We start from the raw sequence: 23,897 nt of genomic DNA, 5'->3' as shown, positions 1-23,897 counted from the left end.
GGGTCTTCCGTCGCGATCGAGTTCCCGATCGACTTCGGCTCAGTCCGACGGCATCGGCGGTGCGACAGTGTCGTCTTCGGAGACGTTCAGCTCCGACGTGACGAGGGCGCGGTAGGCCCGTCGGAGCCGCTCCGAAAGGGCTTGATGGGAGATATCCAACTCCTCCGAAAGTTCCTGCATCGACACTTCACGCGGAATCTCGAAGTAGCCGTGGTCGATCGCCGCGACGAGCGTCTCGTACTGTCGAGTGGTGAGCCCACACTGCGAGTGGGTCTCCTCGGCCAGATTGAACAGCCGGACGATCGTTGGTGTCACTCCCTGCTCGTCGAGCCGATCGTAGAGCGAACTGACGCTCTCGCGGTCGGCAAACCGGATGCTCAGCAGCCACGTGTCGCTCGAGGCCGACGCGCTCAGTACGGTACCACCTTCCTCGAGGACGACCTCGAAGACGTTGATGGTCTCTGGCTCGAACTCGATATCGTACAGCCAGCGGTCGGCGTCGCTGTTGATCAGTGCGTACGCGCCGATCGCGCCAGCCTCGTCAAGTGCGGTTTCGATCGCCTCCTGTGATGGCCCCGAAAGCCACAGCCCGTGGCCGCTCGAGGCGATAACTCGCTCCATTTCACAGGTCAGCGACGGAACCGCGTTGAACAGCTCGTTTGTTCCGGTTCCATCGGCCGGAATCTCGATGTCTGCGATTGAGGTCATACGTTTCACTTACCGATACACGGACGATCCAGATAACCCCATTTCCAAAGGGATTAGCCACGATACCGGCGAATAACACGATTGCTTATCGATTTCGATGCGCTCATCGTTCGCCCGTCGCTCGTGGTTGGACGCCGCCGGACGGGACATCGACCGCTCGCTCACTCGAGGGTGGTCACCGGCTCGAGCGTCCGGATCGTCGCGACGAGATCACTGCTGCTGTCCGTTCCGCGGCCGACGAGTTCGCCGCCGACGGCAGCCGGATCGCAGTCGCCGACGAGGATCGTCGGCAGTGGAGCCGCCGAAAATCCCTCGACGATGACGAACTCGTAGCCCCGTCGCTCGAGGCGGGCAAGCGTGCTCGCAAGCGCCTGCAGTTCGGGATCGGTCGAGTCGAACAACTCGTTGCTGTCGGGCGACGACGGTGGGTCTCGTTTGCCGCGTGTGCTGATGTCGAACGTCAGTTCGGGCGTGATCCCGACGACGGTTTCGGCACCGGCCGTTCGGTGGCGATGCGTGTCGGTGCCCGGCGTATCGATCTCGATATCGTGGTGGATCGACTTGACGGTCGCGACACGTCCGTCCTCGGCGAGTTTCGGGACGAGTTCCTCGACGAGCGTCGTTTTTCCCGAGTCGCTCGGGCCAGCGAGACAGACGACCCGAAGCGTCGATTCCTGACTCATTACGGTTGTGTTTCACGCGGTGGATACAAGATTCGTTCGACCGGGTAGTGCCGCCGAAGACAGTCCGCAAGCGCGTAACAACTATGTGGACTCCGTGGCGTGCGTCGTGGTTCCGGGCTGGACACAGACACGCCCGTCGTGGGAGACGACAACCGTGTGTCCATGATCGGTGAACGTCACAGTGACGTCGCTTCCGGCGTCGTCTGCATGGCTACAGAGGTCGGCAAGCGCCTCCGGATCGATCCGTTCGTACAGCGACTCGAGTTCCGTTACAGGAACGTTCTCGATGGCAGCGACAGCCCGCAGAATCGTCTGGAGGATCGATTCTGCATCTCCCCTGACGGCTCGGATCGTCACACACTCCTCGCCATTCGGACAGCCATCGGTGTGATGGAACATATCAATGATCAGAATTGTCGTCAAAAGTGACTTGTCCCAAACCATATCGGTACTCGAGCGCACGACTTCGCGCTCGAGAGCGAAACATAGCGGTCGTCCTCAGAACAGTTCGACGCGAATCCCGTCGGCCTCGAGTTCTGCGGCGAACGCTTCCGCATCGGTTTCGATCGCCTCGAACGTGTCGTAGTGTTCGGGCAACACCAGTTCGGGCTCGATGCTGCGAGCGAGGGCTGCAGCCTCGTGGCGATCCATCGTGTAGTGGCCACCGATCGGCGGCACGAGGACATCCGCACTGACCGCGTCGTGATGCTCGAGGACGTCCGTATCCGACGGGAAGAACACGGTCGTCCCCGATAGTTCGAGGACGAGCCCGATCACTTCGCCTTCGGCGTGGAACGGGTTCCCGTCGTCGTCGACGTGGTCACCCTCGGGGTCGTTATAGGCTGGTACCGTCTGCACGTCGATCCCGTCGACGGTCGTCTCCCCCTCGAGTGGGAGGTCGACGACATCAAACGGGAGGTCGTCAGTGTCGACGGCCTCGTAGACCGCGATCGTGGCGTCTGGCCCCGCGACGGCCTCGATCCCGTCCGGGTCGTAGTGGTCGAAATCGTCGTGGGTGACGAACACGACGTCACCGTCTCCCGGTTCGCCCTCGAGAACGTCACTCCACGGATCGACGTAGATGACGCGCCCGTCGTCGGTCTCGAGTCGCTTGCTTGCGTGGCCGAGTCGCTCGAACGTGATTCCCTCGTGAATTACGGACATAGTCGCTCGAGCGTACGGTGCGGGCGGTCTTATAACTCGGCGACTCATCGCCCTCGAGGGGGCTGCGCTGGATAGCTGTTGCTCGCAGGCTCGAGTTTCGCAAAGGCGGATCGGGTGCGATTATGAACGACGCCGAGACGTTCCAGTTCGCTCGCTGCGCTCACTTACGGGCTGTGACTCGTCTACTTCAAATCGTTCCAGCCGCTTTGCTTCTCACGAAAATGCTCGTGGCAAAAGCGGGCCGGGCGCGATTATGAACTACGCCCAGAAATGCTCGCTGCGCTGCGCCTTTCTGGTCTAGTTCAAATCCCGCCGGTTCCGATGCTCGCCGCTCGCGGATTTGCTCTCGGCGAGAAGCGGGCCGGGCGCGATTTGAACACGCGACCGTCTGATTAAGAGTCAGACGCTCTGCCGGACTGAGCTACCGGCCCTGTACCTTCGACTTTCGGATGGGACGTAAAATACGTTTCCCTTGGACGGCGTTGTGGCAGAGAGAAACAGGCGCTGGACTGTCTCAGCCGTTATTGCACCCGGCTGAAACGTTCGTCGCCATGCAACAATCTTCGGGAGCGTTAAGTGTGGTCGGGCCGACCACACGCTCAATGAGTACGGGGGTTACGATCTCGTCGATCTCTGACTACGCGATCTTGGGCTGTGGCAGCGTCGGCTACGCCGTCGCCGAGGAACTCGTCGAACAGGGGAAAGACGTTCGCATTATCGACCGCGACGAGAGCCGCGTCGAGTCACTTCGCGATCAGGACTTGGACGCCCGTACCGCAGACATCCGCGAGCCCGAGGCCGCCGAGCTCGTCGCTGACCGCGACGTCGTCCTCATCCTCGCCTCGGACGTCGAATCGAACAAACGCGCCGTTGAACACATCCGCGCCGCTGACAACACCCAGTTCGTCGTCGCCCGCGCGAGCGATCCCGTCTCCGGCGACGAACTCGAGGAACTCGGCGCGGACATCGTCATCAACCCGTCGTCGGTGATCGCCGAGTCGGCGCTTCGCGCCCTCGAGTCGGGGGAACTCGAGTACAACGCGGGGAAACTGGCCCAGTTGGTCGAGGCCACCGACGAACGATTGGCGATCGTCACACAGGACAGCCCCGATCCGGATTCAATCGCGAGCGCGGCGGCGCTACAGGCGGTTGCTGACCACCTCGGCGTCGAGTCGGATATCATCTATCTGGGCGATGTCGGCCATCAGGAGAATCGCGCGTTCGTCAATCTGCTGGGGATCGATCTGGTCCAGTGGGACGAAGTCGAGGATCGCTCGGTGTACGATACGGTTGCGCTCGTCGATCACGCAACCTCCGAGGAGATGGACCTCCCCGTCGACATCGTCATCGACCACCACGAATCCGACTCGGAATTCGAACCCGAGTTCGTCGACATCCGTCCGAACATGTCCTCGACGTCGACGATCATGACGAAATATATTCAGGAGTTCGACATGAACGTCTCCGAGGAGGTCGCGACCGCGCTGCTCTATGGCATCCGCGCGGAGACGCTGGATTTCAAACGCGACACGACCCCTGCCGATCTCACCGCCGCGGCCTATCTGTATCCCTTCGCGAACCACGACACCCTAGAACAGGTCGAGTCACCGTCGATGTCTCCCGAGACGCTCGACGTGCTCGCCGAAGCGATCGCCAACCGCGACGTGCAGGGGAGTCACCTCGTCTCCAACGCGGGCCTGGTCCGTGATCGTGAGGCGCTGACACAGGCCGCGAGCCATCTGCTCAATCTCGAGGGCGTGACGACGACTGCCGTCTTCGGCATCGCCGATGAGACCATCTTCCTCGCCGGGCGCTCGAAGGACATCCGCATCAACATCGGCAAGGTGCTCGAGGACGCCTACGGCGAGATGGGCGAGACTGCGGGCCACTCGACACAGGCCAGCGCGGAGATTCCGCTGGGCATTTTCACCGGGATCGAAATCTCGGAGGATACCCGGGATACGCTGCTCGAGTTGACCGAAGAAGCGGTTAAACGGACGCTGTTCGACGCGATGGGCGTCGATGGCAGTGAAGGATCGAACGGAAGCTAACGCGCTGTTATGCGATCAGTTCGTCTTCTTCGTCGTCGGGTTGGCGAACGCGCTCGACGACGTCGTTGATCAGAATCACGTCACCGACTGAACGGACCCAGCGGTAGGGAACGATGACGCCTTGTCCACCACGGGCGGCGTCCGCGAACAGTTCGGTGTTCAGGTTGCCGAGTGCGAGTCCGGTCACGGCTTCGCCGTCGATGTTCAGTCGCAGATCTTCGACTTCGCCGACGAAGACGCCGTTGTTCGAGTACACTTCGCGTCCGACAAGGGAGGTGATCTCCTGGGGAGTGTCGTCCATGCCAAGAATCATGCAGGGCGGACTCTTAATTCTTACAGGCGATCGTCCACTTCTCAAGGATGAATCCGGTTCGAAGATCGACGGGTCTCGGTATCTTGACGATCTCGAGGCCAGTGAACGACTGGACGACGTGCTCGCCATACCCGAAACGAGTTACACACGCATCCCACCGCCGTCGTCCGATGGGTGGCTCGTGACGGTCAGTGGCTCTGATCGTCGGCGGACAGGATGGACTCGACAGCGGCGTGGTCGGCGAGCAGTTGTTCCATTCGATCGACGGTTTCGACGTTCCGCGTCCGGCCACTTCGCACGACGTCTTCAGCCCGTTCGACGGTCGTGAGGGTGTCTGTCTGGACCATGAGGATCGGCGTTTCGCTCTCGGTTGCCTGTCCGATGATCGCCCCCGATGGCCGGTGGCCGCCAGTCAGGATGAGACACCTGATTCCGGGAGCCTCGAGTGCGGCGCGGTGGATCTCGGCGCGGTCGCCGCCTGTGATTACGGCGGCGTCTTTCGTCCGGCGGAAGTGACGCAGGGCGCTGTCGCCGCCCATCGCGCCGACGGTAAAGCGCTCGATGTAGGCGTCCGCGCCGGCATCGACGAGCATCGAGGCCCCGAGTTCATCGGCGAGTTCGTCGATCGTCACACCCGAAAGGACCTGCTCGCTCGGCACGACGCCGAAGACCGGAACCCCCTGTCCCTCGAGGAAGGGGACGACGTCGGTCTCGAGGCTGTCGTAGGCCGCGTCCGCGACGTCGTTGAAGATCACGCCGGCGAGTCGGTCGCCGAACGTCTCGGCTGCGGCGAGTACCTTGTCGGCGTCGCCCGCGATCGTGTATGGGGCAACGAGCACGACGCGCGCGTCGAACAGCGCCGCGATGTCGGCGTCGGTCAGCGAGACGATGCCGCCAACGTCGTACTCGCCGCCGCCCTCGAGGAACATCCGATCGGTGCCGTCGGCGAGGGTTTCGAAGGCCTCTGTCACGCGTTCTCGAAGCTCGGTCGGGTCCTCGCGGCCGCGGATTGCCTGCTCGATGAACGTCGGCGAGTAGACGATCGGCTCCAGATCGTGCATCTCCGCCTCGAGGTCGAGCAGTTCGCGGGCGAGCAGCGGGTCTTCGTCCAAGGTCTTCCCGACGTTGCTCTGCAGGCTGGTGCCTTTCGGCTTCATGTAGCCGACGCGCTCGCCGTGTTCCTGTGCGATGCGGGCGAGTGCAAGCGTGATAGCCGTCTTGCCGGTGCTCGTCTCGAGCGAACTGACGAGAATGGTGTCGGCCGGCGCGTCTTCGGCGTCGGCCGTCGAACTGTGCTCGGTGTCGGTGTCGGTGTCGGTGTCGGTCATAGGTTCTCCGTGTCGACGGTGAGTCTGAGGTCGATCGCCTGTACGCCATCGGGGCCAGCTACGAGCGGGTTAACGTCGAGTTCGAGGATCGCCGGGAAGTCCGTCACCAGCTGTGAGAGTCGCTGGACCGTTTCGACGATCGCGCCGACGGCTGCGGGCTCGCGTCCGCGAGCGCCGCGCAACAGCGGTGCCGCCTTGATTTCGTCGATCATCTCGCGGGCTTCGTCTTCGCCAACTGGGGCGACGCGAACCGACGTATCCTCGAGGATTTCGACGAAGATGCCGCCGAGGCCGAACAGCAAGAGTGGGCCGAACTGCGGGTCGCGGTTCATCCCAACGATCGTCTCGGTGGCGACCTCGAGGTCGACCAACTCCTGAATCTGGACGCCAAGAATCGTCGCGTCGGGCTGGTAGTTGCGCGCGCGAGCGACGAGGTCCTCGTAGGCGTCGTAGACGTCCGCGTCGGCGACGCCGACTTTCACCCCGCCGATATCCGACTTGTGGGAGATATCGGGACTGACGATCTTCATCACGACGTCGCCGTCGATCCCGGATGCGACCTCGAGTGCCCGTTCGGGATCGTCGACGATCTCGCCGTCGGGAGTCGGAATGCCGTAGGCCTCGAGGAGGTCCATCGACTCGACGCCGAGGCGATTGTCGTCACGGTCGGTCGCACGCTCGAGGATGTCGCGGGCGCGCTCGCGGTCGACGTCGAACCGGGTTGGGTCGTCAACCGTCCGCGTGCGAACGTCGCGGTACCGGGCCAGCGCATCGAGACCCGAGACGGCTCGTGCGGGGTCGAAGTAGTTCGGAATGCCGAACTCACGAAGGACGTCTCCGGCCGCGCGCGCCCGCTGGCCTCCCATCAGGCAGGTGACGACGGGGGTCTCGTGAGCGTCGCGTTTCTCGATGACCGTCTCGGCGAGCGTGTCGTACTCGAGGACGGCCGTCGGCGCGCTGACGACGACCGCGCTGCCGACGTTCGGATCGCCGAGTGCGATGTCGAGGGCCTCACCGAAGCGCTCGGCGTCGGCGTCACCGATGGCGTCGATCGGGTTGTAGATATTGGCTTCCGCTGGCATCGCCTCGCCCAACGCGTCGAGCGTCTCGTCGGCGAAATCTGCCATCTCGAGGCGGACGTCGCCGACCGCATCGGTCGTCAACACGCCGGGGCCGCCCGCGTTCGTGACGACGGCGACGCCGTCGGAGTCGGGTTCCGACAGTCCCGAGAGCGCCCGCGCGTAATCGAACAGTTCTTGGACGGAGTGGGCCCGGATCACGCCGGCTTGCTCGAGGCCGGCCTCGTAGGCACGCTCGCTGCCGGCGATCGCGCCGGTGTGTGAGGAAGCGGCCTGTGCCCCGGCGTCGGTGCGTCCGGATTTGACGAGGACGATCGGTGTCTCCTCGGTCACCTCCCGGGCTGCCCGAATGAACGCCTCGCCGTCGTCGATCCCCTCGAGGTAGCCGATGATGACGTCGGTGTCGGGATCGTCGCCCCACTCGCGGATGAAGTCGGTCTCGTCGAGGACGGCTTTGTTACCGAGCGAGACGACGTCCTGAAAGCCGATCCCCTGTTCGCTGGCCCAGTCGAGGACGGCCGTGATGAACGCGCCCGACTGGCTCATAAAGGAGATCGAGCCCTCGAGGGCGGTTTCGGGGCCGAAAGAGGCGTTCATCTCGGTCGGCGTCGACATGATGCCGAGGCTGTTGGGGCCGACGACGTTGAGGTCGTACTCGTCGGCGAGGTCGCGCAGTTGGCGCTCGCGTCTGGCTCCTTCGCTGCCCGTCTCCGAGAAGCCGGCGGTGATGACGACGACGTTTTTCGTCCCGGCCGCGGCGATATCACGGATCGAGTCGATCACGATATCGGGCGGGACGACGACGACCGCCAGATCGATCGGCGGCGCACTCGACACGGCTGGATAACACTCGAGCCCGAGAATCTCGTCGCGGTTCGGATTGATCGGTACGACCTCGCCGACGAACCCATCTCGCAGGTTCTCGAGGATCGCGCGACCGACAGCGCCATCGCGGTCGGTCGCACCGACTACGGCGACGGTCTCGGGATCGAACAACGCAGATAACCGTCCCATCATTCGATGAGTCGACCTGAAAGGAATTAAAGCCGTGCCCTGCTCCCGGGCAGTGGGCACACGTGCTCGCATCGTCTTTTCAACCGACTCGAGTCGGGCTCGAGCACACCGGGGGCGATCGTGACCGGCAGGTCAGTGCATCGAGAGCGACGCCCCGGACCGGTCCGAGAGGACGATCGCGAGCAGATAAAAGCCGATGGCGACGACGACGATCGAGCCACCCGGTGGGAGGCTCGCCCAGATCGCAAACGCCAGCCCGCCGATCACCGCGGTCTGTCCGAACAGCACGGAGAGATACAGCGTCTCACGGAAGCTCTTGGCGATCTGGGAGGCCGTGGCCACCGGCAAGACGAGCATCGCAGCAACGAGGATCACGCCGAGGATCTGCATCGCGCCGACGACGACGACCGCCGTCATGACGATCAACAGGGTGTTGTAGCCGTCGACGTTGAGACGCGCGACACGGGCCGCCTGCTCGTCGAACGTAATAAACAGCAGCTGCTTGTAGGTCATGGCGATCACGGCGACGACGATCACGGTGAGGACCGCGACCATCCGTGCCCCCTCGACGGTGACGATGGTCAGGCTCCCGAAGAGAAAGTCCTCGATGTCGATCGCCATCGAGACACGTTCACGGCCCCAGCTGATGAGCAATGTCCCGACGGCGAAACTCCCACTGAGGACGATCGCGATCGGCACGTCGCCGTAGGTGTTCGTCTTCGCCGTAAGCCACTGGAGACCGATCGCTCCCAGCGCGCTGACGACCATCGCGATGAGGATCAACGCCCCACGATTGCTGACGTGTGCGAGCAACGCCGACCCCTCGGCGAACGCCACGAAGATCAGACCGATGGCGACGCCCGCAAAGGCGGTGTGGGCAAGCGTCTCGCCGATGAGCGCCATCTGTCGGTGGACCAGGTACGTCCCGACGAGCGGTGCGACGATGCCGATGAGAACGCCCGTCGCGATCGCCCGCCACATAAACGGATGCTGAAAGATGTTCGTCCCGAGATAGAAATCCATCCACATGCCGACGATGAGGAACTGACCGAACAGGAACTCCGCAGGGGCCGCGACGCCGAGCCAAGCGGGCGCGCCACGGAGCCAGTCGAGGGAGATAAACGCGATCATTGCCACCGCAAGTAGCGCAGTCGCGGCGATCCCGCCGAGTTCGACCTGCATCCTCGAGGGTCCAAACGCTTTGAGACGTGCACGGACACCCGCGTTCTCGCCAGCGGCGTCTGTAGTCTCGCCTGAGTTGTTCGTGTCGTGGCTCATGGATGATCGTGTTCGACGACGCCGTGGGCCGCGCCGTAGGCCTTTGCGAGCGCATCGCTCTCGAGGAACGAGACGGTCTTTCCGTGGTGGTACAGCTCCCTGTTGATACAGGCAATTTTGTTGACGTGTCTGGTCAGAATATCGATGTCGTGTTCGATGAGGATGATCGTGATCCCCTGTTGGTTGAGGTCGTCGAGCAGCCCGTAGAACTGATCGCGCGACTCCGCGTCGACGCCGACGGTCGGTTCGTCGAGGGCAAGCAGATCGGCCTCGGATGCGAGCGCACGGGCAATAAAGGCCCGCTGGCGCTGCCCACCCGAAAGCTGATTGATCTGTCGATCTGCCAAATCACCGATCTCGACCGTCTCGAGGGCTTTATCGACGATCTCGTGGTCCTCGTCGGTGAGCTTCGAGTGCCCGGCGTGGGCGAACCGACCCATGAGGACGACCTCCCGGACGGTCACGGGCATCGTCTCCCCCCGATCGGTCGAGCGCTGGGAGACGTAGCCAATGCGTTCGCCGTCATCGAACGCCTGACTCGGCTGGCCGAACAGTTCGACCGTGCCGCTGTCGGGGCGACGAAGACCGAGCATGAGGTGTAACAGCGTCGTCTTGCCCGACCCGTTCGGGCCGATCAATCCGACGAAGTCCCCTTGCTCGATCGTCAGCGAAATGTCCTCGACGGCGACTTTCTCACCGTAGGCGAACGTCACGTCCTGTACGTCGACGATCGGTGTCACTGTGTTCTCCGTTGAGCCTCGAGCGTCCGAACGTTTAATGCTTCCATCTTTCGGCGGGCTCTCGGTCGATACCGGCGTGTCAGCTTCCGACATTGATTCACTCGGCATCGAGCGCCTTCCGTAGCGATGGGAGGTTGATCTCTTCCATCTGTTCGATCCAGCCCCAGCCGTTCTCGTTCCACTCACCGATCGTCCCCTCGACAGGGCTGATCGGTTCCGCGTTGGTCGCCGAACTCCCCTCGAGGAGCATTTCAGCGTCACTTGGCAGATCGGCCATATCGCTCGGGTTCCCGGACTCGAACGGATCGTAGAGGATGGTGTCGATGTCGTGTTCGTTGACGATATCGATCAGGTTCGCGATGGCACCGAAGTCCTCACTGGCGTCGGGTGCCGCACCGGTTGGCGTGTGGAACTCGAGACCGTACCGCCGGGCGATATACTGATAGGAGTCGTGGCCGACGAACGCGACGACCTCGCGGTCTGCATCCTCGACGAGTTGCTCGAACTGCCGGTCGATCTCGGCGAGCCGTTCGTTGTACGCCTCGGCGTTCTCCTCGAACAGGTCGGCGTTATCCGGATCGAGCTCGGCGAGGCCGTCGGCGATGTTCGAGACGGCGTGTTGTGCGAGGACCGGATCGACCCAGACGTGTGGGTCGTGGAACTCGCTTGCTCCCTCGCCTTCGACCACGTCGACACTTATCGGGGCCGCGTCGGTGTCGTAGACGAGTTCGCCTTCGTGACGAAGCTCGAAGATGATCTCCGTCTCTCCCATCTCGAGGCCCGTCAGTTCGACGTAGTCGCCGTAGGACGTGATCTCGATGACACCTTCCTGAGCACCGTCGGCCAGTCGCGCGTCGAACTGGAACGCCTCGTTTTCTCCCAACGGAACGACCCGATCATCCGAATCGCGGAACACGGCTCCGATCGGGACGCTGCCATCGAGGGGCACGTCTGGAACGCCACCGTGCCAGTGTTCGATGTGCCAGTAGCCGAGTTGCTCCTCCGAGCGCAGATCGTAGAAGTCGAACCGTTCTCTGACGATATCGTCAGGATCGAACTCGTGGTCGAAGTCGGGTTCCGGCAACCCATCGGTCTCGTCATCGTCGTCCCCACCACCGAACGGGATGAGGTGTGGCCCCATCCCGCTCATCGCGTCGATTACGGCGACGTTATCGCCGTAGTCGCGCTCGAGGCCGGCAACGATGTCCTGCGCCCAGGAGTACTCGGGTGTGTCCAGATAGATGAACACTTCACTCGAGGCGACGTCTGCGGTGAGGTCGAAGTCGGGCTCCCAGCCGTGTCCCATCTCGCCAGCCGGGATTGGGTTCTCGAACTCGATGTTGCCATCGGCGACCTGATTTGCCCAGTCCCAAAGCGCAAAGAAGGCAGCGTAGCCGTCCTCGTTGCCCATCCCATCGGGCTCGCTCAGACAGCCGGCGACCGCACCGAGCGAGACGGCACCAGTACCCGCAAGCACTGACCGCCGTGTCAGATTCATACCAGTAGGTGACGGTACGCGGTTAAAAGTATTATTATATCACAGAGACGATTTAATAAGCCATGGTGCCGGCGTTTCAGTCGTTAGCAACTCGCCCCCGAGTGCAAGACTGAAAGCCGAAGATCGACAGATCGTTACTCGCCGGTGAGTCGGAGCACTGCACGCCCGTCGTGGAGTTCGACAATAGCGTACTCCTCGATCTCGTCACACCCGTCGACGTCAGCCGTTTCGTACTCGACGTGGCCGTCGGTGACCTCAATCGAGCCAGCGACGTCGCTGAAGAACGCGAACGTGTCGTCGTCGTGATCGTGATCGTCAACCTCGAAAACGACGTAGCCGTCGTCGCCCTCGATCGTGACCGCAAACGGTTGGTGGGTTTCCGAAATCGTCGGTGCATCGTCTTCTGACGAGCCTGCTGTAAAGTCGTCGCCCCCGTCGAACTCCATGTGGCCGCAGGCGTGCTCGATATCCTGGTCGCTCAAACCGTGGTCGTGGCCGTCGTCGTGGCCGTCATCGCCGTCGTGGCCGTCGTCGTCGTTGTGGCCGTCATCGTCGTCGTGGCCGTCGTTGTGGCCGTCGTCGTCGTCGTTGTGGCCGTCGTCGTCGTGGCCGCCATCGTCGTCGTTGTGGTCGTCGTCGTGATCGTGGCCACCGACTCCCTCAACGAGAAGGGTGACGGTCGACTCCATCGGTTCCTCCTCGCCGTTGTCGTCGTCGCCGCTTTCTCCATCATCGTCATCACCGAGACAGCCTGCGGCCCCGATGAGGGCGATCGAACCGGACGCTGCGAGCAGCTTTCGGCGGGACGTCGAGTGTGGGTTTGCCGTCATGAGTAGTTACCAGCAATTGCTTATGACTTGTTGGTAATGAAGCTAACGATATTATTAACAGAACACAAGGTGGCGTTACTCACTAACAGATTCTAACATACACAGCGAGACAGTGGCTAACTCGAGTCCCCGTCGATGGTATGGCTGTCGATACCCGTTCGTCGGTTCCGAACAGAATCGAGACGCAGGCAGCTCGCCGCGAGACCCCGACACGACCAGAGGGGCTGCTGTCTCGCCGACCACGAGCGGTGGGGTCTACGGTCGGCGGGCCGTGACGATCGCAGTCCATCTCAGCCACTACTCGAGTGCAACCTCGAGTCGAATCCCATCCCGTCGTCGATACGCCGGCGGCTGTTCAGGGTCGGCATCACGGACGACCTCGAAGGCGTCGAATCGAACGACGAGCCGCCCGGGATCGATCGTCGCCCGCAACAGTGGACCACGGCTGGTGACGACGACGTACGGCGGCGCTGGAACTGGCTGGGCGCGCAGCTCATACCCCATCGCCGCGACGACGTCGGCGAGCACCAGTGGCAGTTGCTCGAGCAGGCCCGTTGCCTCGAGCGCCGATCGAAGCCGCGTGGTGACCGTCTCGCTATCGGTCGTCCGGGCGGTATCCCAGGGGTCGGCGACCTGTTGGGCACAGTGGTCGATTCCCTCGACGATTGCGAGATGTTCGTCTTCGATTCGCCGTCGAGCGTCTCGTACCGGGCGCGACACGACTGCGTGTGCGAGCGGGAGTTACCTAACGATGTCGGATGCGAGGCGATTGCTGGCAAACGCGTGGCTATGGGTCTCGCTCGACGGTTCCGACCTTGACCACCTGGACACGACTGAGTGCCGCCCGTCCCAGTCGTCGCCACGTAGACGGCTCTCCAGTTCGTTCGTCGAGTTCCTGCTGTACGCGCTCGGTTTCGGCCTCGAGAGTCTGGTTGCGCGCTTCGAGGGCGGCGACGCGGTCCTCGAGGTGCGCACATCGCTTGCGCTGGACGTGCAGATCGGCTTGTGCCTGATTTCGCTCGCGCTCGAGGGTCGTCGCTCGCTCGGCCAGCCGTTTACGTTCGCGGTGGTCGTCGTCGACGAACGGCTCGGTCTCGTCCGATTCGGCGTCGGCTCCGGGCTCGAGGTAGCCGGTTCCGACCGCGTTGACGACGGCACCCGAAAGCAGGATGAGCCCGCCGAAGTAGAGCCACGTCAACAACAGGAGGATGGCCCCGACTGGCCCTGCGCCCTCCGAACCGGCGGCAAACGAGACGTACACTCGGAACAGCGACTGGAGTGCCATCCAGCCGACGGCCGCGAACACAACGCCGGGGATGACCTCCCGCCGAGAAGTGCCGACATCGGGGAAGTAGTAGTACATCGGGTAGAACGCGGCCGTCAGGACGACGACGAGCAGAAGCGACTGCACCACTCCGAGTCCCGGAACCGACGGCAAGAACGCGAACACGATACCCGTGGCAGCCGCCGCGATCAGTGCCCCACCGATCGCCCCGAAGACGATCAGTGCATCACGGAACTGCTCGAGAAACGAGTTCTCCCCGGTCGTGCCGTAAATCTCGGAAAACGCCGTATCCAGTCCGCGGAAGATCTTCAACGACCCCCACAGGAGTACGACGACCCCGATGATCGTCGACCCCGCCGTCGCCGGCGAATCCTCGAGGGATTCTTCGACCAGAAGTTGGCCGCTGTCGGGAAGAACACCCTCAGTCGTCGCGGTGACTTCGGCCGCGAACGTCTCGTCGCCAACGATCGTGACGAAAAAGAACACCAGCACGAGCAACGGCAGTAACGAGATAAACGCCTGATACGCGATGCTCGCGGCCATAAACGGCACGTTCTTCTCCTGAACGCCGTCGACGACCGTCTTCCCGAACGACATCGCATCTCGAGCGCCGGAAGACATACCGGACGAACGGGGTACTGACAGATAGCCGACGGGCTTGCAGCGCCCGTGTCGCTTTTCGTCCCGAGGATGGGCTCGGTGTACTCGAGCAGCGACCCGACGGAGCACCGCGCTGACGGTTGTCGCCCCGCCTCGCTCGAGCCGAGACGCCTACCCGAACACAACGGGGAACCAGAGAAATGTCAGGAGTGCAGTGATGCCGATCCCCAGCAGATTCAGCCAGATACCGATTCGCACCATATCCGGGATCGCCAAGTAACCGGCTCCGAACACGATCGCGTTCGGTGGTGTCGCGACCGGGAGCATGAACGCGAACGACGCCGAGAGCGCAGTGAGTGCCATCAGTCCGAGCGGATCGACGCCGAGCGTCGCGCCGAGGCCGATCATGATCGGCATGAACACAGTCGCAGTCGCCGTATTCGAGTTGATTTCGGTCAGAAAGACAACGACGCCCGCGATAAGGAAGAACAACACGATCAGCCGCACGTCGGCGAAGACGGCCAGCGTCTCGGCGATCAGTTCGTCGAGGCCGCTCAACTGGAACGCGTTCGCGATCGAGAACCCGGCACCGAGCAGTAACAGGACTCCCCACGGAAGGTCTGCGACCGCGTCCCACTCGAGCAGAAACGTTCGTTCTCGGAGATCGACCGGAACGACGAATAACAGGATCGCCCCGATGATGGCAATCGTCTCGTCGGTCAGTGCCGGCACGATCGGTTCCAGGATGAACGGCCGAAGGATCCAGCCGCCGGCGACGATCGCGAAGACGGACAGCACGCGGCGCTCGCCGCGTCCGAGTGCTCCCATCGCCTCGAGTTCGGCCTGTACGACGTCCTCGATCCCGGATGCGGGGACGCGTTCCGGCCGGAGCAACACCACCAACAGAGACCAAGTCGCCACCAGAAGAATCGCCGAAGCGGGGAGCGCAAACAGCATCCAGTCGAAAAACCCGATGTCGACGCCGAGACTCGAACCGGCCACGCCAGCGAAGACGGCGTTGGGTGGACTGCCGATGATCGTCGCTGCCCCGCCGATCGAGGCGCCGTAGGCGATACCGAGCAGCAACGCGATCCCGAACCGTGATCGGGGAAGGTCCTCGGTCTCCGGGATCGACTCGGCTGTCGCCATCGTCGCCTCCCGATTCGGGTTGTCGTCGCGCTCGGCTGTTGCGTCGTCGTCCGCTGTTTCCGTGTGTCCGTCCCCGTCCGTCTCCTGCATCGTGACGTACTGTGCGACGACCGCCGTCCCGATCGGGACCATCATCATGGCCGTCGCCGTGTTCGAAATCCACATCGAGAGGACGGCCGTTGCAAGCATGAAACCGAACAGCAATCGTTCGGGGCTCACACCGACGAGATGCACGATCGACAGCGCGATACGCCGATGGAGATTCCAGTGTTCGATAGCAAGCGCGAGCAGGAACCCACCGAGGAGCAAGAAGATGATCGGGTCAGCATACGGCGTGGTGGCATCCGCGACGGTTCCAACGTCAGTGAGCGGAAACAACGCAACCGGGAGCAGACTCGTTACCGGGATTGGAACGGCTTCCGTCATCCACCAGATCGCGATCCAGAGCGTTCCGGCCAACACCGCGTTCGCGTCGCCCGGGATGGCAAACGGCGTGCCCACGTAGACGATCACGAAGGCAAGTGGTCCCAGCAGCAATCCCACGTTCTCACGCGTCAGTACATCCGGTTCGTCCTCGTCCTCCGTCGACGTACTCGAGTCTGCCCCAGCCGTGGTTCTCATTTCGTCGCTCGAACCCAAATGTCGCCCTCGCGGTGCTTGTGGCTTCGTCGTTGTCCACTTCCACGGAATCGGCTTGTGAGACCGCTCGACAGAACCTCGGATTCCCTACTCATCGGTCGTGCTATGCGACACGGGATTGTAAGAATCAGTGACAGACGCGCTGAGTGTCTGTTTGCTGTGTATCGTCTCGTTCGATGTCAGCGCAGTCACGACGTCACGGACGGGTATAGTAACAACTGAAACGATTTAACACTGATCGAACAGCCATCGTGCGATCAGGTGTACATTGACTTTCAGTGGCTACTATAGGTTATCGGCATGGGCAGCACCATGCAACGAGAAGCACGATGGAGGGAGCTGGTCGCTCCTCGAGAGAGCGGAGGTGCAAAGCCGCGAATCCAACGGGGAGAGCGGGTTCGAGTGGGGGGCGGTTACAGGACGATGCTCTTCTTGCGCATCATCGCGTGGATCGAGGCGTCGAGCCCTTCACGGCCGATGCCGGAGTCTTTGTTGCCGCCGAAGGGAACGTCGCCGAGCCCGTGGCTTGGTGCGCCGTTGATCCGGACCGCACCGGCGTCGATGCGCTCGGCCATCCGCATCGCGCGCTTGTAGTCGTTCGTAAAGACCGCCGCGTCGAGTGCGAGGTCGGAGCCGTTGGCGATCTCGAGGGCTTCGTCCTCGTCTTCGAACGTCGTGATGGCGGCGATGGGGCCAAACTGCTCTTCGTCGACGATACGGGCGTCGTGGGGGACGTTCGCGAGCAGCGTCGGCTCGAAGAACTGGCTGCCGAGTTCATCCGGAACGCCCTCGGGCGCGCGACGAGTCCCGCCGCGGACGATTTCGGCTCCCTTCTCGACGGCGTCCTCGACGAGTTCCTCGACCCAGTCGGCCTGATCTTCGGAGATGAGTGGGCCGAGCGCGGTGTCCTCGTCGAAGAGGTCGCCGGCTTGCCAGGCGTCCATCTGGCCGTCAATCAGGTCGACGAGATCGTCGTGGACGTCCTCGTGGGCGAGCACGCGCGAGATGGCCGAGCAGCGCTGGCCGGCGTACTTGAACGACCCCTTCGCGCAGTTACCCGCGACGTCGGTGAGGTCGGCGTCGTCGAAGACGATCGCCGGCGCGTTGCCGCCGAGTTCCATATGCAGGTTGACCATCCCGCTCTCGCGGGCGACGTGTTTGCCAGCGCCCGACGAGCCGGTCATCGCGATTGCGTTGATGCGGTCGTCGCCCGACAGCAGGTCCCCGATCTCGCTTGCCTCGCCGGGGACGAAGTTGAACGCCCCGTCCGGAATCCCGTCGACGTCGGCGATGACGTCCGCGAGGACTGCCGCCGAGATCGGCGTCTTACTCGCGGGTTTGAGCAGGACGCTGTTGCCGGCGGCGAGTGCAGGGGCAACCTGTAATGCCGTCGTGGCCAGCGGATAGTTGTACGGCGTGATACAGAGCACTGCACCGATTGGCTCGTGTTTGACGATCGCCTGCCAGCCCTCGTGGCCCTCGGTCGAACCTTCGCGATACTCGCCTTTGCTGACGATGTTGCGCGCCTCTTCGGCTGCACGGTCGAACCGCGTCGCGGCCTGTTCGACCTCGCCGCGGGCCGACGAGATCGGCTTGCCAGCTTCTCGGACGATGATCTCTGCGAGTTCCTCTTCGCGCTCGCGAAGGCCCTCAGCGATCGTTTCACACCACTTCGCGCGCTCGACGACCGTCGTCTCGCGCAGTTCCGGTTTGATCTCGTGGGCCGCCTCGAGTGCGGTGTGTGCCGTCGCCGGGTCCGCGGCGGCGACCTGTGCGAAGTTGCCACCGTCGGCGAGATCCGAAACCGAAATCGTGCTCTCGGTCTCGAGCCACTCCCCGTCGACGTAGATCCGCTCTCTCCGCTGTGCGACTCTCGTTGCCATATGAACGCTTTGAACCTCCACACTAAAAATGTTTACTCATACCTGAAAAAATACAATTGTGTTGTATGATAGCACCAGCGTCGACCGAGTGCAGATACGGAAAAGATAGTGCCCTCTGAGGAAATCTGATTTCCCATACAACGAAGAATTATTTTGTCATGGGGAATCTTTAAGTGGAATGCGCGTGTACTGATACGATACGATGAGCACCCAGAAGACCGTCCGTCAACAAGCCGATGCCGTCGAAGCGAACGAACTCCGTCTCGAGCAAGACAAAGCCGAACAGATCGTCGACGCGCTGAACACGGAGCTAGCGAACGCGTACGTACTGTATCACCAGCTCAAAAAGCACCACTGGGTCGTCGAAGGCGCGGAGTTCCTCCCGCTCCACGAGTTCCTAGAAGAGTCGTACGAACACGTCGAGGAAGGCGCAGACGTCATCGCCGAGCGCACACAGGCGCTCGGCGGTGTCCCCGTCTCCGGGCCGACCGCACAGGAACGGCGGGCGACCGTCGAGTTCGAGGGCGAGGACGTCTACGACGTCCGGACGATGTTCCAAAACGACCTCGAGATGTACGGCGACATCATCGAGTCAATGCGCGACAGCATCGAACTCGCCGAAAACCTTGGCGACTACGCCACCGCTGAACTCCTGCGTGAGATCCTCGTCACGCTCGAGGAAGACGGCCACCACTTCGAGCACTACCTCGAGGACGATACGCTGGTGCTCGAAGAGGCCACGAAGTAACGAGTCGGACGACAACGGTTGGCGGATCGTTTTTCGACCGCGCAGATAACACGGTTCTTCCACGCGATACGTAGCAGTCCACGTCCACACCACGCTCAGTCGCGGTCCAAGCGGTGTGCGACTCGAGACGCGGTAACCACGAGCACCGACAAGTGACGTCGTCGGCCGGAAACCGTCTCCGGGCGACCGACGAAAACTCAGTTCCGTCTCGGCGACGTGGTCATCGCTCGAGGTCGACAGCGAAATCCGTCGCGATCCAGCCGTCAGTGTTGTCGCGTTCGGTAAAAACGAGCTTTCCGGGGCGGGTTTCGTGGCTGGTAACGATCATTGCCGGTGTGTCGGGTTCGTCGTGGGGCGTCGTATCTTCCCTGCGGGCGGGCACGTCCATTAGGAGTTGTTAGGCGGGCCTAAATCTAAAAAGGTTTTGGTGAGCCTAACTTTATACGCAGTTCCGGCGGTCGTGTCCCGCCGTTCCGAGATGCACGTGACGATGCGTTGATTTCTATGTTTTGAGAATTGGTACCAGCTTTACTACGTGTCGTCTCGAATCATCACCTTGGTAACCGGACATGTACGATACGATCCTCATTCCGACCGACGGCAGCGAACAGGCCGCTCGAGGCATCGAGCAGGGACTCGACCTCGCCACACAGTACGACGCAAGGGTGGTCTGTCTCTACGTCGTCGACGAACGGCGTCACGGACAACCGCCAGCACTCGGCAGTGTCGAAGCCGAACACGAGAAAGTCGAGGACGAGGCGACCGAGATGCTTGCAGAGGTCGAAGCGCGTGCGGAGGAGCTCGGCCTCGAGGTCGATACCGAGTGCTGTCGGGGGCTTCCTTGGGTGGAAATTACGTCACACGCCGACCGACACGACACAGACCTGATCGTGATGGGCCGGCGGGGCGCGACCAACGATCGGGGAACGCCGCTCGGGAGCGTCACTGAGCGGGTTATCCGTCTCACTGAGATCCCTGTTCAGGCGGTCTGATACGGTCTACACGCTCCGACGGGTTTCGACCTCCAAAAAAGTCATACACAACGGCTGGGTCGCGTGCTCCCGGCTCAGGTCAGCGAGAGCCCGCGGATCTCGACCGACTTACCCGCCGCGACGTGGCCGATGATCCGTCCATCGGTGTCGGCGACGAGTTCCTCGGCACGGTCTTCGGGGACGGCGACGACGAACCCGGTCCCCATGTTGAACGTCCGGTGCATCTCCTCGTCCGTGACGTTTCCTTCGTCCTGAATGAACTCGAAAATCGGCTGGGCCGGGAACGGATCGTCGATTACGTACTCGTTGTCGCCCATCCGGAGCAGGTTCGTCCAGCCGCCACCCGTGATGTGGGCCGCCGCCCGAACGCCGTGTTCGCGCATCGCCTCGAGCAGCTCCGTGTAGAGTCGCGTCGGTCGGAGCAGTTCCTCGCCGATCGTTCGCTCGTCGTCGTGGGGGAACGTGTCGGTGTACTCGTGGTTGCGTGTGACTGCCTCGCGAGCGAGCGTGAGGCCGTTTGAGTGGACGCCGTTCGAGGCGAAGCCGACGAGGACGTCACCGACCTGTGCCTCCCCCTCGAGGATCTCGTCTTTGCCGGCGAGGCCGACACAGGTGCCGGCGAGGTCGAATCCTTTGACGACTTCGGGCATGACGGCGGTTTCACCGCCGAGGAGGGTCATGCCGGATTCCTCGAGGCCGACGGCGAGCCCTTCGCCGATCTCGTTGGTGAGTTCGTCGTCGGGTTCGTCGATCGCGAGATAATCAACGAAGGCAACGGGTTCGACGCCCGCGGCGACGAGGTCGTTGACGTTCATCGCGATGCAGTCGATGCCGATCGTCGAGAAGTCATCGATGGCTTCGGCGACCATGAGTTTCGTGCCGACGCCGTCGGTCGCGAGGGCGAGATAGCGGTCGCCGATATCGAGCAGGCCCGCGTACTCGGTCATCAGGTCGCTGCCGAAGGCCTCGAGCAGCGCTGCCGTCGCGTCTTCGCTGGCTTCGATGTCGACGCCGGTGTCGGCGTAGGTGAGCTGTTCCGTTTCAGCGTCATCGGCCGTTGGATCGGTCATGTCTGAACGACCTCCCGGGGTGAGCAAAAGAACACCGGTTGAACGGTCCGCGGGTGGGCTCCGTCCGGTGTCAGAACAGTCCGAACACCAGATAGAAGCCGACGACCAACACCAGACTCATCACGAAGACGACGGCAAAGACCGGCTTGTTCCACTCGAGGACCGACTTCCCGTCGAGGGGACCGAACGGGATCATGTTGAACGCGGCGAGAAAGAGGTTGATGAGCACGCCGAGATGGCCAACCGTTCCGAGCAGGCCGGGAAACACCATAAGTGGGAAGAACAACACTGCGAGGAGGTGATTCGTCAGCGGGCCAGCGAGTGCGATGTGGCCGTTTTGTTTCGTCGTGATCCGACCCCGGTGGTAGACGGCTCCCGGGGCGGCAAAGAGAAAGCCAACGAGGGCGCTCATGATCGCCAGAAACAGCATCTGGTAATCCGCCCGGAACTCGGCGATCTGGCCGTACTCAATCGCGACGACCTTGTGTGCGAGTTCGTGCAGCAGGAAGGCGACGCCGACGGTGACGAAACTTAACCCGACCATCGCGCCGAAGTAGCCGACGCTGAGTTGTGCTCGATGAATCGGTGCTAACAACAGCGCGAACGCGACCGAAAGCGTGATCCACGCCAGCGCGAGGTCGAACAGTTCCTTGTCGCTGAACTGCAACTCCGGTTCGGACCGTTGGCGCGTTCGAAGGCTCATGCCAGCAGCCCTCTGAGTAACTCGAGGGTGTTTTCAGCCCCGGTGAGCAGTTCGCCGAAGAGGGCGTCGACGCCACCGATCTCCGGTGCCAGCCACGGCAACACCACGATCGGGAACAACAGGGTCGCGATCAGGCTCCCGATGTTGGTCAGCGCGACGATCATGATGAGCCGGAACAACGGCACTTCGAACATCTCGGAGATGGCCTCGCCTACCGGGCGGTCGGTGTCGCCGACGATTTCGTTCAGCGTCTGGATATCCCGGATGTTGACGGGTCTGTGTCTGAGTTCGACGTAGCCGGCGAACCAACCGGGGGCCAACAGCGGGTTGATGCTGGTCAGCCATGCGATTGCACCACCGACGCCCGCGCTGGTCCAGCGTGCGCCGGCGAGTCGGGCGAGCGTGAACGCGAAAAAGCCGTTGAACAGGAACCACGCCGCGAACAACTGGAGCAAGAAGAGGTCCTGTACGCCGGCCATAATCAGCAGGAAGAAAAAGCCAAGGAAGCCGATCATGACCAGATAACCGGCGATTTTCAGCGGCGAGAACCGGCGTTTGGAGGCCGTCCCGGAGAGCGACTCGAGGGTGGGGATTCCCGATGGGGTCTCGAGATGGCGTTCGATCCCGGCTTTGTGTCCGGCACCGACGACGGCGACGACGTCGTATCCTTGTTGTCTGAGGTCGTGAAGGTGGTGGGCAATATAGGCGTCACGCTCGTCGATCAGGGCGTTTGCCCCGCGAGGGCTGAACCGACGAAACTCCTCCATCATCGCGGCGACGACGTCGCCGTCGGTCATCTCCTCGATGTCGACTTCGTCGATATCTTCGACATCGCTCCCACCGGCCTCGAGGAGCAGGCCGAGGAGGCCACCGATGACGACGCCGATTCCAAGCCCGGCGAGGACGCCAACCGTCCCGCGAATCGCGTAGACACCGGCGCTCTCGAAGTTTCCAGCCGAGAACGGACCGACGAAGGTTCCGGTTGTAACCAACGCGAGACAGGCGCTGATCCCGAGACCGATACCAGCCAGTATCCGTATGGTAAGGCCATCGAGAAGCCCACCAGCCGACTCACCGGTCGTCTCGAGGGAGGGCAAAAAGAGCAGCCCGATCAGTGCGCCACCGAGCGCACCGCCGACGGCGGCGCCGACGTACTGCAGGGTGGTTGTCTCGGTAACACCGAGCAAGAACAGCTCACCGAGCCCCAACAGTGGGGCGAGAAACGCAGCGAAGACGAGGCCCACCACGAGTCCGGCGATGGACCCGAGAGCGAGCCCGATGGTTCGCGGGTCGGTGACGCCGAGGGCGAGTCCACCGACCATCTTCAACTTCTCGGTGAACGAAAGCCGACGCCAGAACCGCTGGATCGTCACCTGAATGTCTCGATCGACGAGGGCAACGCCGCTGTCGTTGCGTTCGGCGGCTTCGATTGCCGCACGCATATCCGACCCGGGTTCGATATCGAACTTCTCTCCGAGTCGCGACTGGACGTAAGACAGCATCCAGTAGGCCAGAAACTGGAAGACGGTGTTGCCCGAGAGCAGATCTTTCGCCTCGATGTCGTCCGGGGTGCCGCCTTGCATCTGACGGTACCGGCCCTCGTCGAGTTCGACGGCGACGACGTCCGGGTTTTCCCGGTCGATCGTTTCGTGTACGTCGTCGACGCTCGCCTGCGAGACGTGTGCCGTCCCGAGAACGTGGATAGACCCCTCCTCGTCCGCTGACGGCTCCGGGGGTTCCGGCACGCCGGCATCGCCTGCATCGCTCATTAGCGATTCAACTCGGTCGGGACTTTTACCAGTATCGGACTACGCAGCACTAGTAAATCCAATCACGGGACTGCTGTATACATCTACCGGTCGGGTTCGATACGTGAGTCGCCGGGTCAGTTCTGCTCGTCGTCGGTCGACAGTGGACTGAACTCGTTTTCTCTGGCGTCCTCGAGGAGCGCGCTTGCGGTGTCGCGCGTGTCTGCGACCGTCGCACCGATCAGTGCGCCGATCGCGCCGCCGGTGCTCGCGGCGTTTCGACTGAAGACGGCACCGATCGCGGCACCGGCTGCGGCACCGATCGCGGCGTATCGGGCTCGAAGCAGGACGTGTTTGAGACGGGATTTCGCGTTCTGAAGGTCCATATGACGAC

General features: G+C 62.6%; 23 protein-coding genes and 1 tRNA gene. 3 read left to right on the top strand and 21 right to left on the bottom strand.

Going from position 1 to position 23,897, the window contains the following annotated elements; genetic code table 11:
• Positions 1 to 39: 39 nt before the first annotated feature.
• The 5 genes from C495_RS13790 to C495_RS13770 all read right to left on the bottom strand — a co-directional run bounded on the left by C495_RS13790 (position 40) and on the right by C495_RS13770 (position 2,986).
• Complete coding sequence (locus C495_RS13790) at positions 40 to 708, bottom strand: helix-turn-helix domain-containing protein (RefSeq protein WP_008163931.1); 669 nt, start codon at positions 706 to 708, stop codon at positions 40 to 42.
• Positions 709 to 869: 161 nt separating this feature from the next.
• Positions 870 to 1,391, bottom strand: a complete 522-nt coding sequence (mobB, locus tag C495_RS13785) for a molybdopterin-guanine dinucleotide biosynthesis protein B (RefSeq protein WP_008163929.1) — start codon at positions 1,389 to 1,391, stop codon at positions 870 to 872.
• Positions 1,392 to 1,472: 81 nt separating this feature from the next.
• Positions 1,473 to 1,790 (bottom strand): HalOD1 output domain-containing protein, encoded by a 318-nt coding sequence (locus C495_RS13780; RefSeq protein WP_049890360.1) that lies wholly within the window; start codon positions 1,788 to 1,790, stop codon positions 1,473 to 1,475.
• A gap of 99 nt (positions 1,791 to 1,889) precedes the next feature.
• On the bottom strand, positions 1,890 to 2,555 hold the full coding sequence (locus C495_RS13775; RefSeq protein ID WP_008163925.1) for an MBL fold metallo-hydrolase: 666 nt from the start codon (positions 2,553 to 2,555) through the stop codon (positions 1,890 to 1,892).
• 357 nt (positions 2,556 to 2,912) lie between these two features.
• A tRNA-Lys gene (locus C495_RS13770) sits at positions 2,913 to 2,986 on the bottom strand.
• Between the two features lie 171 nt (positions 2,987 to 3,157).
• Between C495_RS13770 and C495_RS13765 the strand changes: the two genes are divergently transcribed.
• A complete protein-coding gene (locus C495_RS13765; RefSeq protein WP_008163923.1) occupies positions 3,158 to 4,606 on the top strand; it encodes a DHH family phosphoesterase in 1,449 nt (482 codons plus the stop codon).
• 7 nt (positions 4,607 to 4,613) lie between these two features.
• Here C495_RS13765 and C495_RS13760 read toward each other — a convergent pair whose 3' ends face one another.
• The 11 genes from C495_RS13760 to C495_RS13710 form a co-directional block, all read right to left on the bottom strand.
• Entirely contained in the window at positions 4,614 to 4,907 is a 294-nt protein-coding gene (locus tag C495_RS13760) for a PRC-barrel domain-containing protein (protein WP_008163921.1), read from the bottom strand.
• 200 nt (positions 4,908 to 5,107) lie between these two features.
• Positions 5,108 to 6,247 (bottom strand): phosphotransacetylase family protein, encoded by a 1,140-nt coding sequence (locus C495_RS13755; RefSeq protein WP_008163920.1) that lies wholly within the window; start codon positions 6,245 to 6,247, stop codon positions 5,108 to 5,110.
• Positions 6,244 to 8,340 carry an acetate--CoA ligase family protein gene (locus C495_RS13750; RefSeq protein WP_008163919.1) on the bottom strand — a complete coding sequence of 699 codons (2,097 nt, stop codon included), beginning with the start codon at positions 8,338 to 8,340 and terminating at the stop codon, positions 6,244 to 6,246. Before C495_RS13750 ends, C495_RS13755 begins: the two co-directional genes overlap by 4 nt.
• 132 nt (positions 8,341 to 8,472) lie before the next feature.
• The gene (locus tag C495_RS13745; protein ID WP_008163918.1) at positions 8,473 to 9,618 is read right to left on the bottom strand and encodes a metal ABC transporter permease; all 1,146 of its coding nucleotides are present in this window, start codon (positions 9,616 to 9,618) and stop codon (positions 8,473 to 8,475) included.
• Positions 9,615 to 10,358: a metal ABC transporter ATP-binding protein gene (locus C495_RS13740; protein ID WP_049890359.1), complete on the bottom strand. Its 744-nt coding sequence runs from the start codon at positions 10,356 to 10,358 to the stop codon at positions 9,615 to 9,617. The genes C495_RS13745 and C495_RS13740 overlap by 4 nt, the downstream gene beginning before the upstream one ends.
• A 97-nt stretch (positions 10,359 to 10,455) precedes the next feature.
• Positions 10,456 to 11,856, bottom strand: a complete 1,401-nt coding sequence (locus C495_RS13735; RefSeq protein ID WP_008163916.1) for a metal ABC transporter solute-binding protein, Zn/Mn family — start codon at positions 11,854 to 11,856, stop codon at positions 10,456 to 10,458.
• Between the two features lie 134 nt (positions 11,857 to 11,990).
• A complete protein-coding gene (locus C495_RS17695) occupies positions 11,991 to 12,686 on the bottom strand; it encodes a hypothetical protein (RefSeq protein WP_008163915.1) in 696 nt (231 codons plus the stop codon).
• Positions 12,687 to 12,983: 297 nt separating this feature from the next.
• Positions 12,984 to 13,406, bottom strand: coding sequence for a hypothetical protein (locus C495_RS13725; RefSeq protein ID WP_008163914.1), 423 nt, complete (start codon positions 13,404 to 13,406; stop codon positions 12,984 to 12,986).
• 67 nt (positions 13,407 to 13,473) lie between these two features.
• Positions 13,474 to 14,592, bottom strand: a complete 1,119-nt coding sequence (locus C495_RS13720; RefSeq protein WP_049890353.1) for a YhjD/YihY/BrkB family envelope integrity protein — start codon at positions 14,590 to 14,592, stop codon at positions 13,474 to 13,476.
• 150 nt (positions 14,593 to 14,742) lie between these two features.
• A complete protein-coding gene (locus C495_RS13715; RefSeq protein ID WP_008163912.1) occupies positions 14,743 to 16,341 on the bottom strand; it encodes an SLC13 family permease in 1,599 nt (532 codons plus the stop codon).
• 431 nt (positions 16,342 to 16,772) lie between these two features.
• The gene (locus C495_RS13710; RefSeq protein ID WP_008163911.1) at positions 16,773 to 18,242 is read right to left on the bottom strand and encodes an aldehyde dehydrogenase family protein; all 1,470 of its coding nucleotides are present in this window, start codon (positions 18,240 to 18,242) and stop codon (positions 16,773 to 16,775) included.
• 202 nt (positions 18,243 to 18,444) lie between these two features.
• On the opposite strand from C495_RS13710, the gene dpsA reads away from it, so the two are divergent.
• Positions 18,445 to 18,990: a DNA starvation/stationary phase protection protein DpsA gene (gene dpsA, locus C495_RS13705; protein ID WP_008163910.1), complete on the top strand. Its 546-nt coding sequence runs from the start codon at positions 18,445 to 18,447 to the stop codon at positions 18,988 to 18,990.
• A 220-nt stretch (positions 18,991 to 19,210) separates the two neighbouring features.
• Here dpsA and C495_RS18145 read toward each other — a convergent pair whose 3' ends face one another.
• The gene (locus C495_RS18145; RefSeq protein ID WP_008163909.1) at positions 19,211 to 19,378 is read right to left on the bottom strand and encodes a hypothetical protein; all 168 of its coding nucleotides are present in this window, start codon (positions 19,376 to 19,378) and stop codon (positions 19,211 to 19,213) included.
• A 181-nt stretch (positions 19,379 to 19,559) separates the two neighbouring features.
• Here C495_RS18145 and C495_RS13700 point away from each other — a divergent pair, with 181 nt between their 5' ends.
• Positions 19,560 to 19,982 (top strand): universal stress protein, encoded by a 423-nt coding sequence (locus C495_RS13700; protein WP_008163908.1) that lies wholly within the window; start codon positions 19,560 to 19,562, stop codon positions 19,980 to 19,982.
• 74 nt (positions 19,983 to 20,056) lie between these two features.
• Here C495_RS13700 and purM read toward each other — a convergent pair whose 3' ends face one another.
• The 4 genes from purM to C495_RS13680 all read right to left on the bottom strand — a co-directional run bounded on the left by purM (position 20,057) and on the right by C495_RS13680 (position 23,889).
• Complete coding sequence (gene purM, locus C495_RS13695; RefSeq protein WP_008163907.1) at positions 20,057 to 21,052, bottom strand: phosphoribosylformylglycinamidine cyclo-ligase; 996 nt, start codon at positions 21,050 to 21,052, stop codon at positions 20,057 to 20,059.
• 70 nt (positions 21,053 to 21,122) lie between these two features.
• Complete coding sequence (locus C495_RS13690; protein WP_008163906.1) at positions 21,123 to 21,755, bottom strand: zinc metalloprotease; 633 nt, start codon at positions 21,753 to 21,755, stop codon at positions 21,123 to 21,125.
• The gene (locus tag C495_RS13685; RefSeq protein WP_008163904.1) at positions 21,752 to 23,524 is read right to left on the bottom strand and encodes a TraB/GumN family protein; all 1,773 of its coding nucleotides are present in this window, start codon (positions 23,522 to 23,524) and stop codon (positions 21,752 to 21,754) included. The genes C495_RS13690 and C495_RS13685 overlap by 4 nt, the downstream gene beginning before the upstream one ends.
• Before the next feature lie 116 nt (positions 23,525 to 23,640).
• The gene (locus C495_RS13680) at positions 23,641 to 23,889 is read right to left on the bottom strand and encodes a glycine zipper 2TM domain-containing protein (protein ID WP_008163902.1); all 249 of its coding nucleotides are present in this window, start codon (positions 23,887 to 23,889) and stop codon (positions 23,641 to 23,643) included.
• Between the last annotated feature and the right edge of the window lie 8 nt (positions 23,890 to 23,897).

The sequence above is a fragment of the Natronorubrum sulfidifaciens JCM 14089 genome, assembly GCF_000337735.1.
Taxonomy (GTDB): domain Archaea; phylum Halobacteriota; class Halobacteria; order Halobacteriales; family Natrialbaceae; genus Natronorubrum; species Natronorubrum sulfidifaciens.
The sequence above is the reverse complement of the archived record's forward strand: the minus strand, read 5'-3'. Positions and strand labels throughout refer to the sequence as shown.

What these genes read in the sequence shown, in the direction of transcription:
- C495_RS13790 (WP_008163931.1), bottom strand. Translation starts at nt 708, where the DNA reads ATGACCTCAATCGCAGACATCGAGATTCCGGCCGATGGAACCGGAACA.
- mobB (WP_008163929.1), bottom strand. Translation starts at nt 1,391, where the DNA reads ATGAGTCAGGAATCGACGCTTCGGGTCGTCTGTCTCGCTGGCCCGAGC.
- C495_RS13780 (WP_049890360.1), bottom strand. Translation starts at nt 1,790, where the DNA reads ATGTTCCATCACACCGATGGCTGTCCGAATGGCGAGGAGTGTGTGACG.
- C495_RS13775 (WP_008163925.1), bottom strand. Translation starts at nt 2,555, where the DNA reads ATGTCCGTAATTCACGAGGGAATCACGTTCGAGCGACTCGGCCACGCA.
- C495_RS13765 (WP_008163923.1), top strand. Translation starts at nt 3,158, where the DNA reads ATGAGTACGGGGGTTACGATCTCGTCGATCTCTGACTACGCGATCTTG.
- C495_RS13760 (WP_008163921.1), bottom strand. Translation starts at nt 4,907, where the DNA reads ATGGACGACACTCCCCAGGAGATCACCTCCCTTGTCGGACGCGAAGTG.
- C495_RS13755 (WP_008163920.1), bottom strand. Translation starts at nt 6,247, where the DNA reads ATGACCGACACCGACACCGACACCGACACCGAGCACAGTTCGACGGCC.
- C495_RS13750 (WP_008163919.1), bottom strand. Translation starts at nt 8,340, where the DNA reads ATGGGACGGTTATCTGCGTTGTTCGATCCCGAGACCGTCGCCGTAGTC.
- C495_RS13745 (WP_008163918.1), bottom strand. Translation starts at nt 9,618, where the DNA reads ATGAGCCACGACACGAACAACTCAGGCGAGACTACAGACGCCGCTGGC.
- C495_RS13735 (WP_008163916.1), bottom strand. Translation starts at nt 11,856, where the DNA reads ATGAATCTGACACGGCGGTCAGTGCTTGCGGGTACTGGTGCCGTCTCG.
- C495_RS17695 (WP_008163915.1), bottom strand. Translation starts at nt 12,686, where the DNA reads ATGACGGCAAACCCACACTCGACGTCCCGCCGAAAGCTGCTCGCAGCG.
- C495_RS13720 (WP_049890353.1), bottom strand. Translation starts at nt 14,592, where the DNA reads ATGTCTTCCGGCGCTCGAGATGCGATGTCGTTCGGGAAGACGGTCGTC.
- C495_RS13715 (WP_008163912.1), bottom strand. Translation starts at nt 16,341, where the DNA reads ATGAGAACCACGGCTGGGGCAGACTCGAGTACGTCGACGGAGGACGAG.
- C495_RS13710 (WP_008163911.1), bottom strand. Translation starts at nt 18,242, where the DNA reads ATGGCAACGAGAGTCGCACAGCGGAGAGAGCGGATCTACGTCGACGGG.
- dpsA (WP_008163910.1), top strand. Translation starts at nt 18,445, where the DNA reads ATGAGCACCCAGAAGACCGTCCGTCAACAAGCCGATGCCGTCGAAGCG.
- C495_RS18145 (WP_008163909.1), bottom strand. Translation starts at nt 19,378, where the DNA reads ATGGACGTGCCCGCCCGCAGGGAAGATACGACGCCCCACGACGAACCC.
- C495_RS13700 (WP_008163908.1), top strand. Translation starts at nt 19,560, where the DNA reads ATGTACGATACGATCCTCATTCCGACCGACGGCAGCGAACAGGCCGCT.
- purM (WP_008163907.1), bottom strand. Translation starts at nt 21,052, where the DNA reads ATGACCGATCCAACGGCCGATGACGCTGAAACGGAACAGCTCACCTAC.
- C495_RS13690 (WP_008163906.1), bottom strand. Translation starts at nt 21,755, where the DNA reads ATGAGCCTTCGAACGCGCCAACGGTCCGAACCGGAGTTGCAGTTCAGC.
- C495_RS13685 (WP_008163904.1), bottom strand. Translation starts at nt 23,524, where the DNA reads ATGAGCGATGCAGGCGATGCCGGCGTGCCGGAACCCCCGGAGCCGTCA.
- C495_RS13680 (WP_008163902.1), bottom strand. Translation starts at nt 23,889, where the DNA reads ATGGACCTTCAGAACGCGAAATCCCGTCTCAAACACGTCCTGCTTCGA.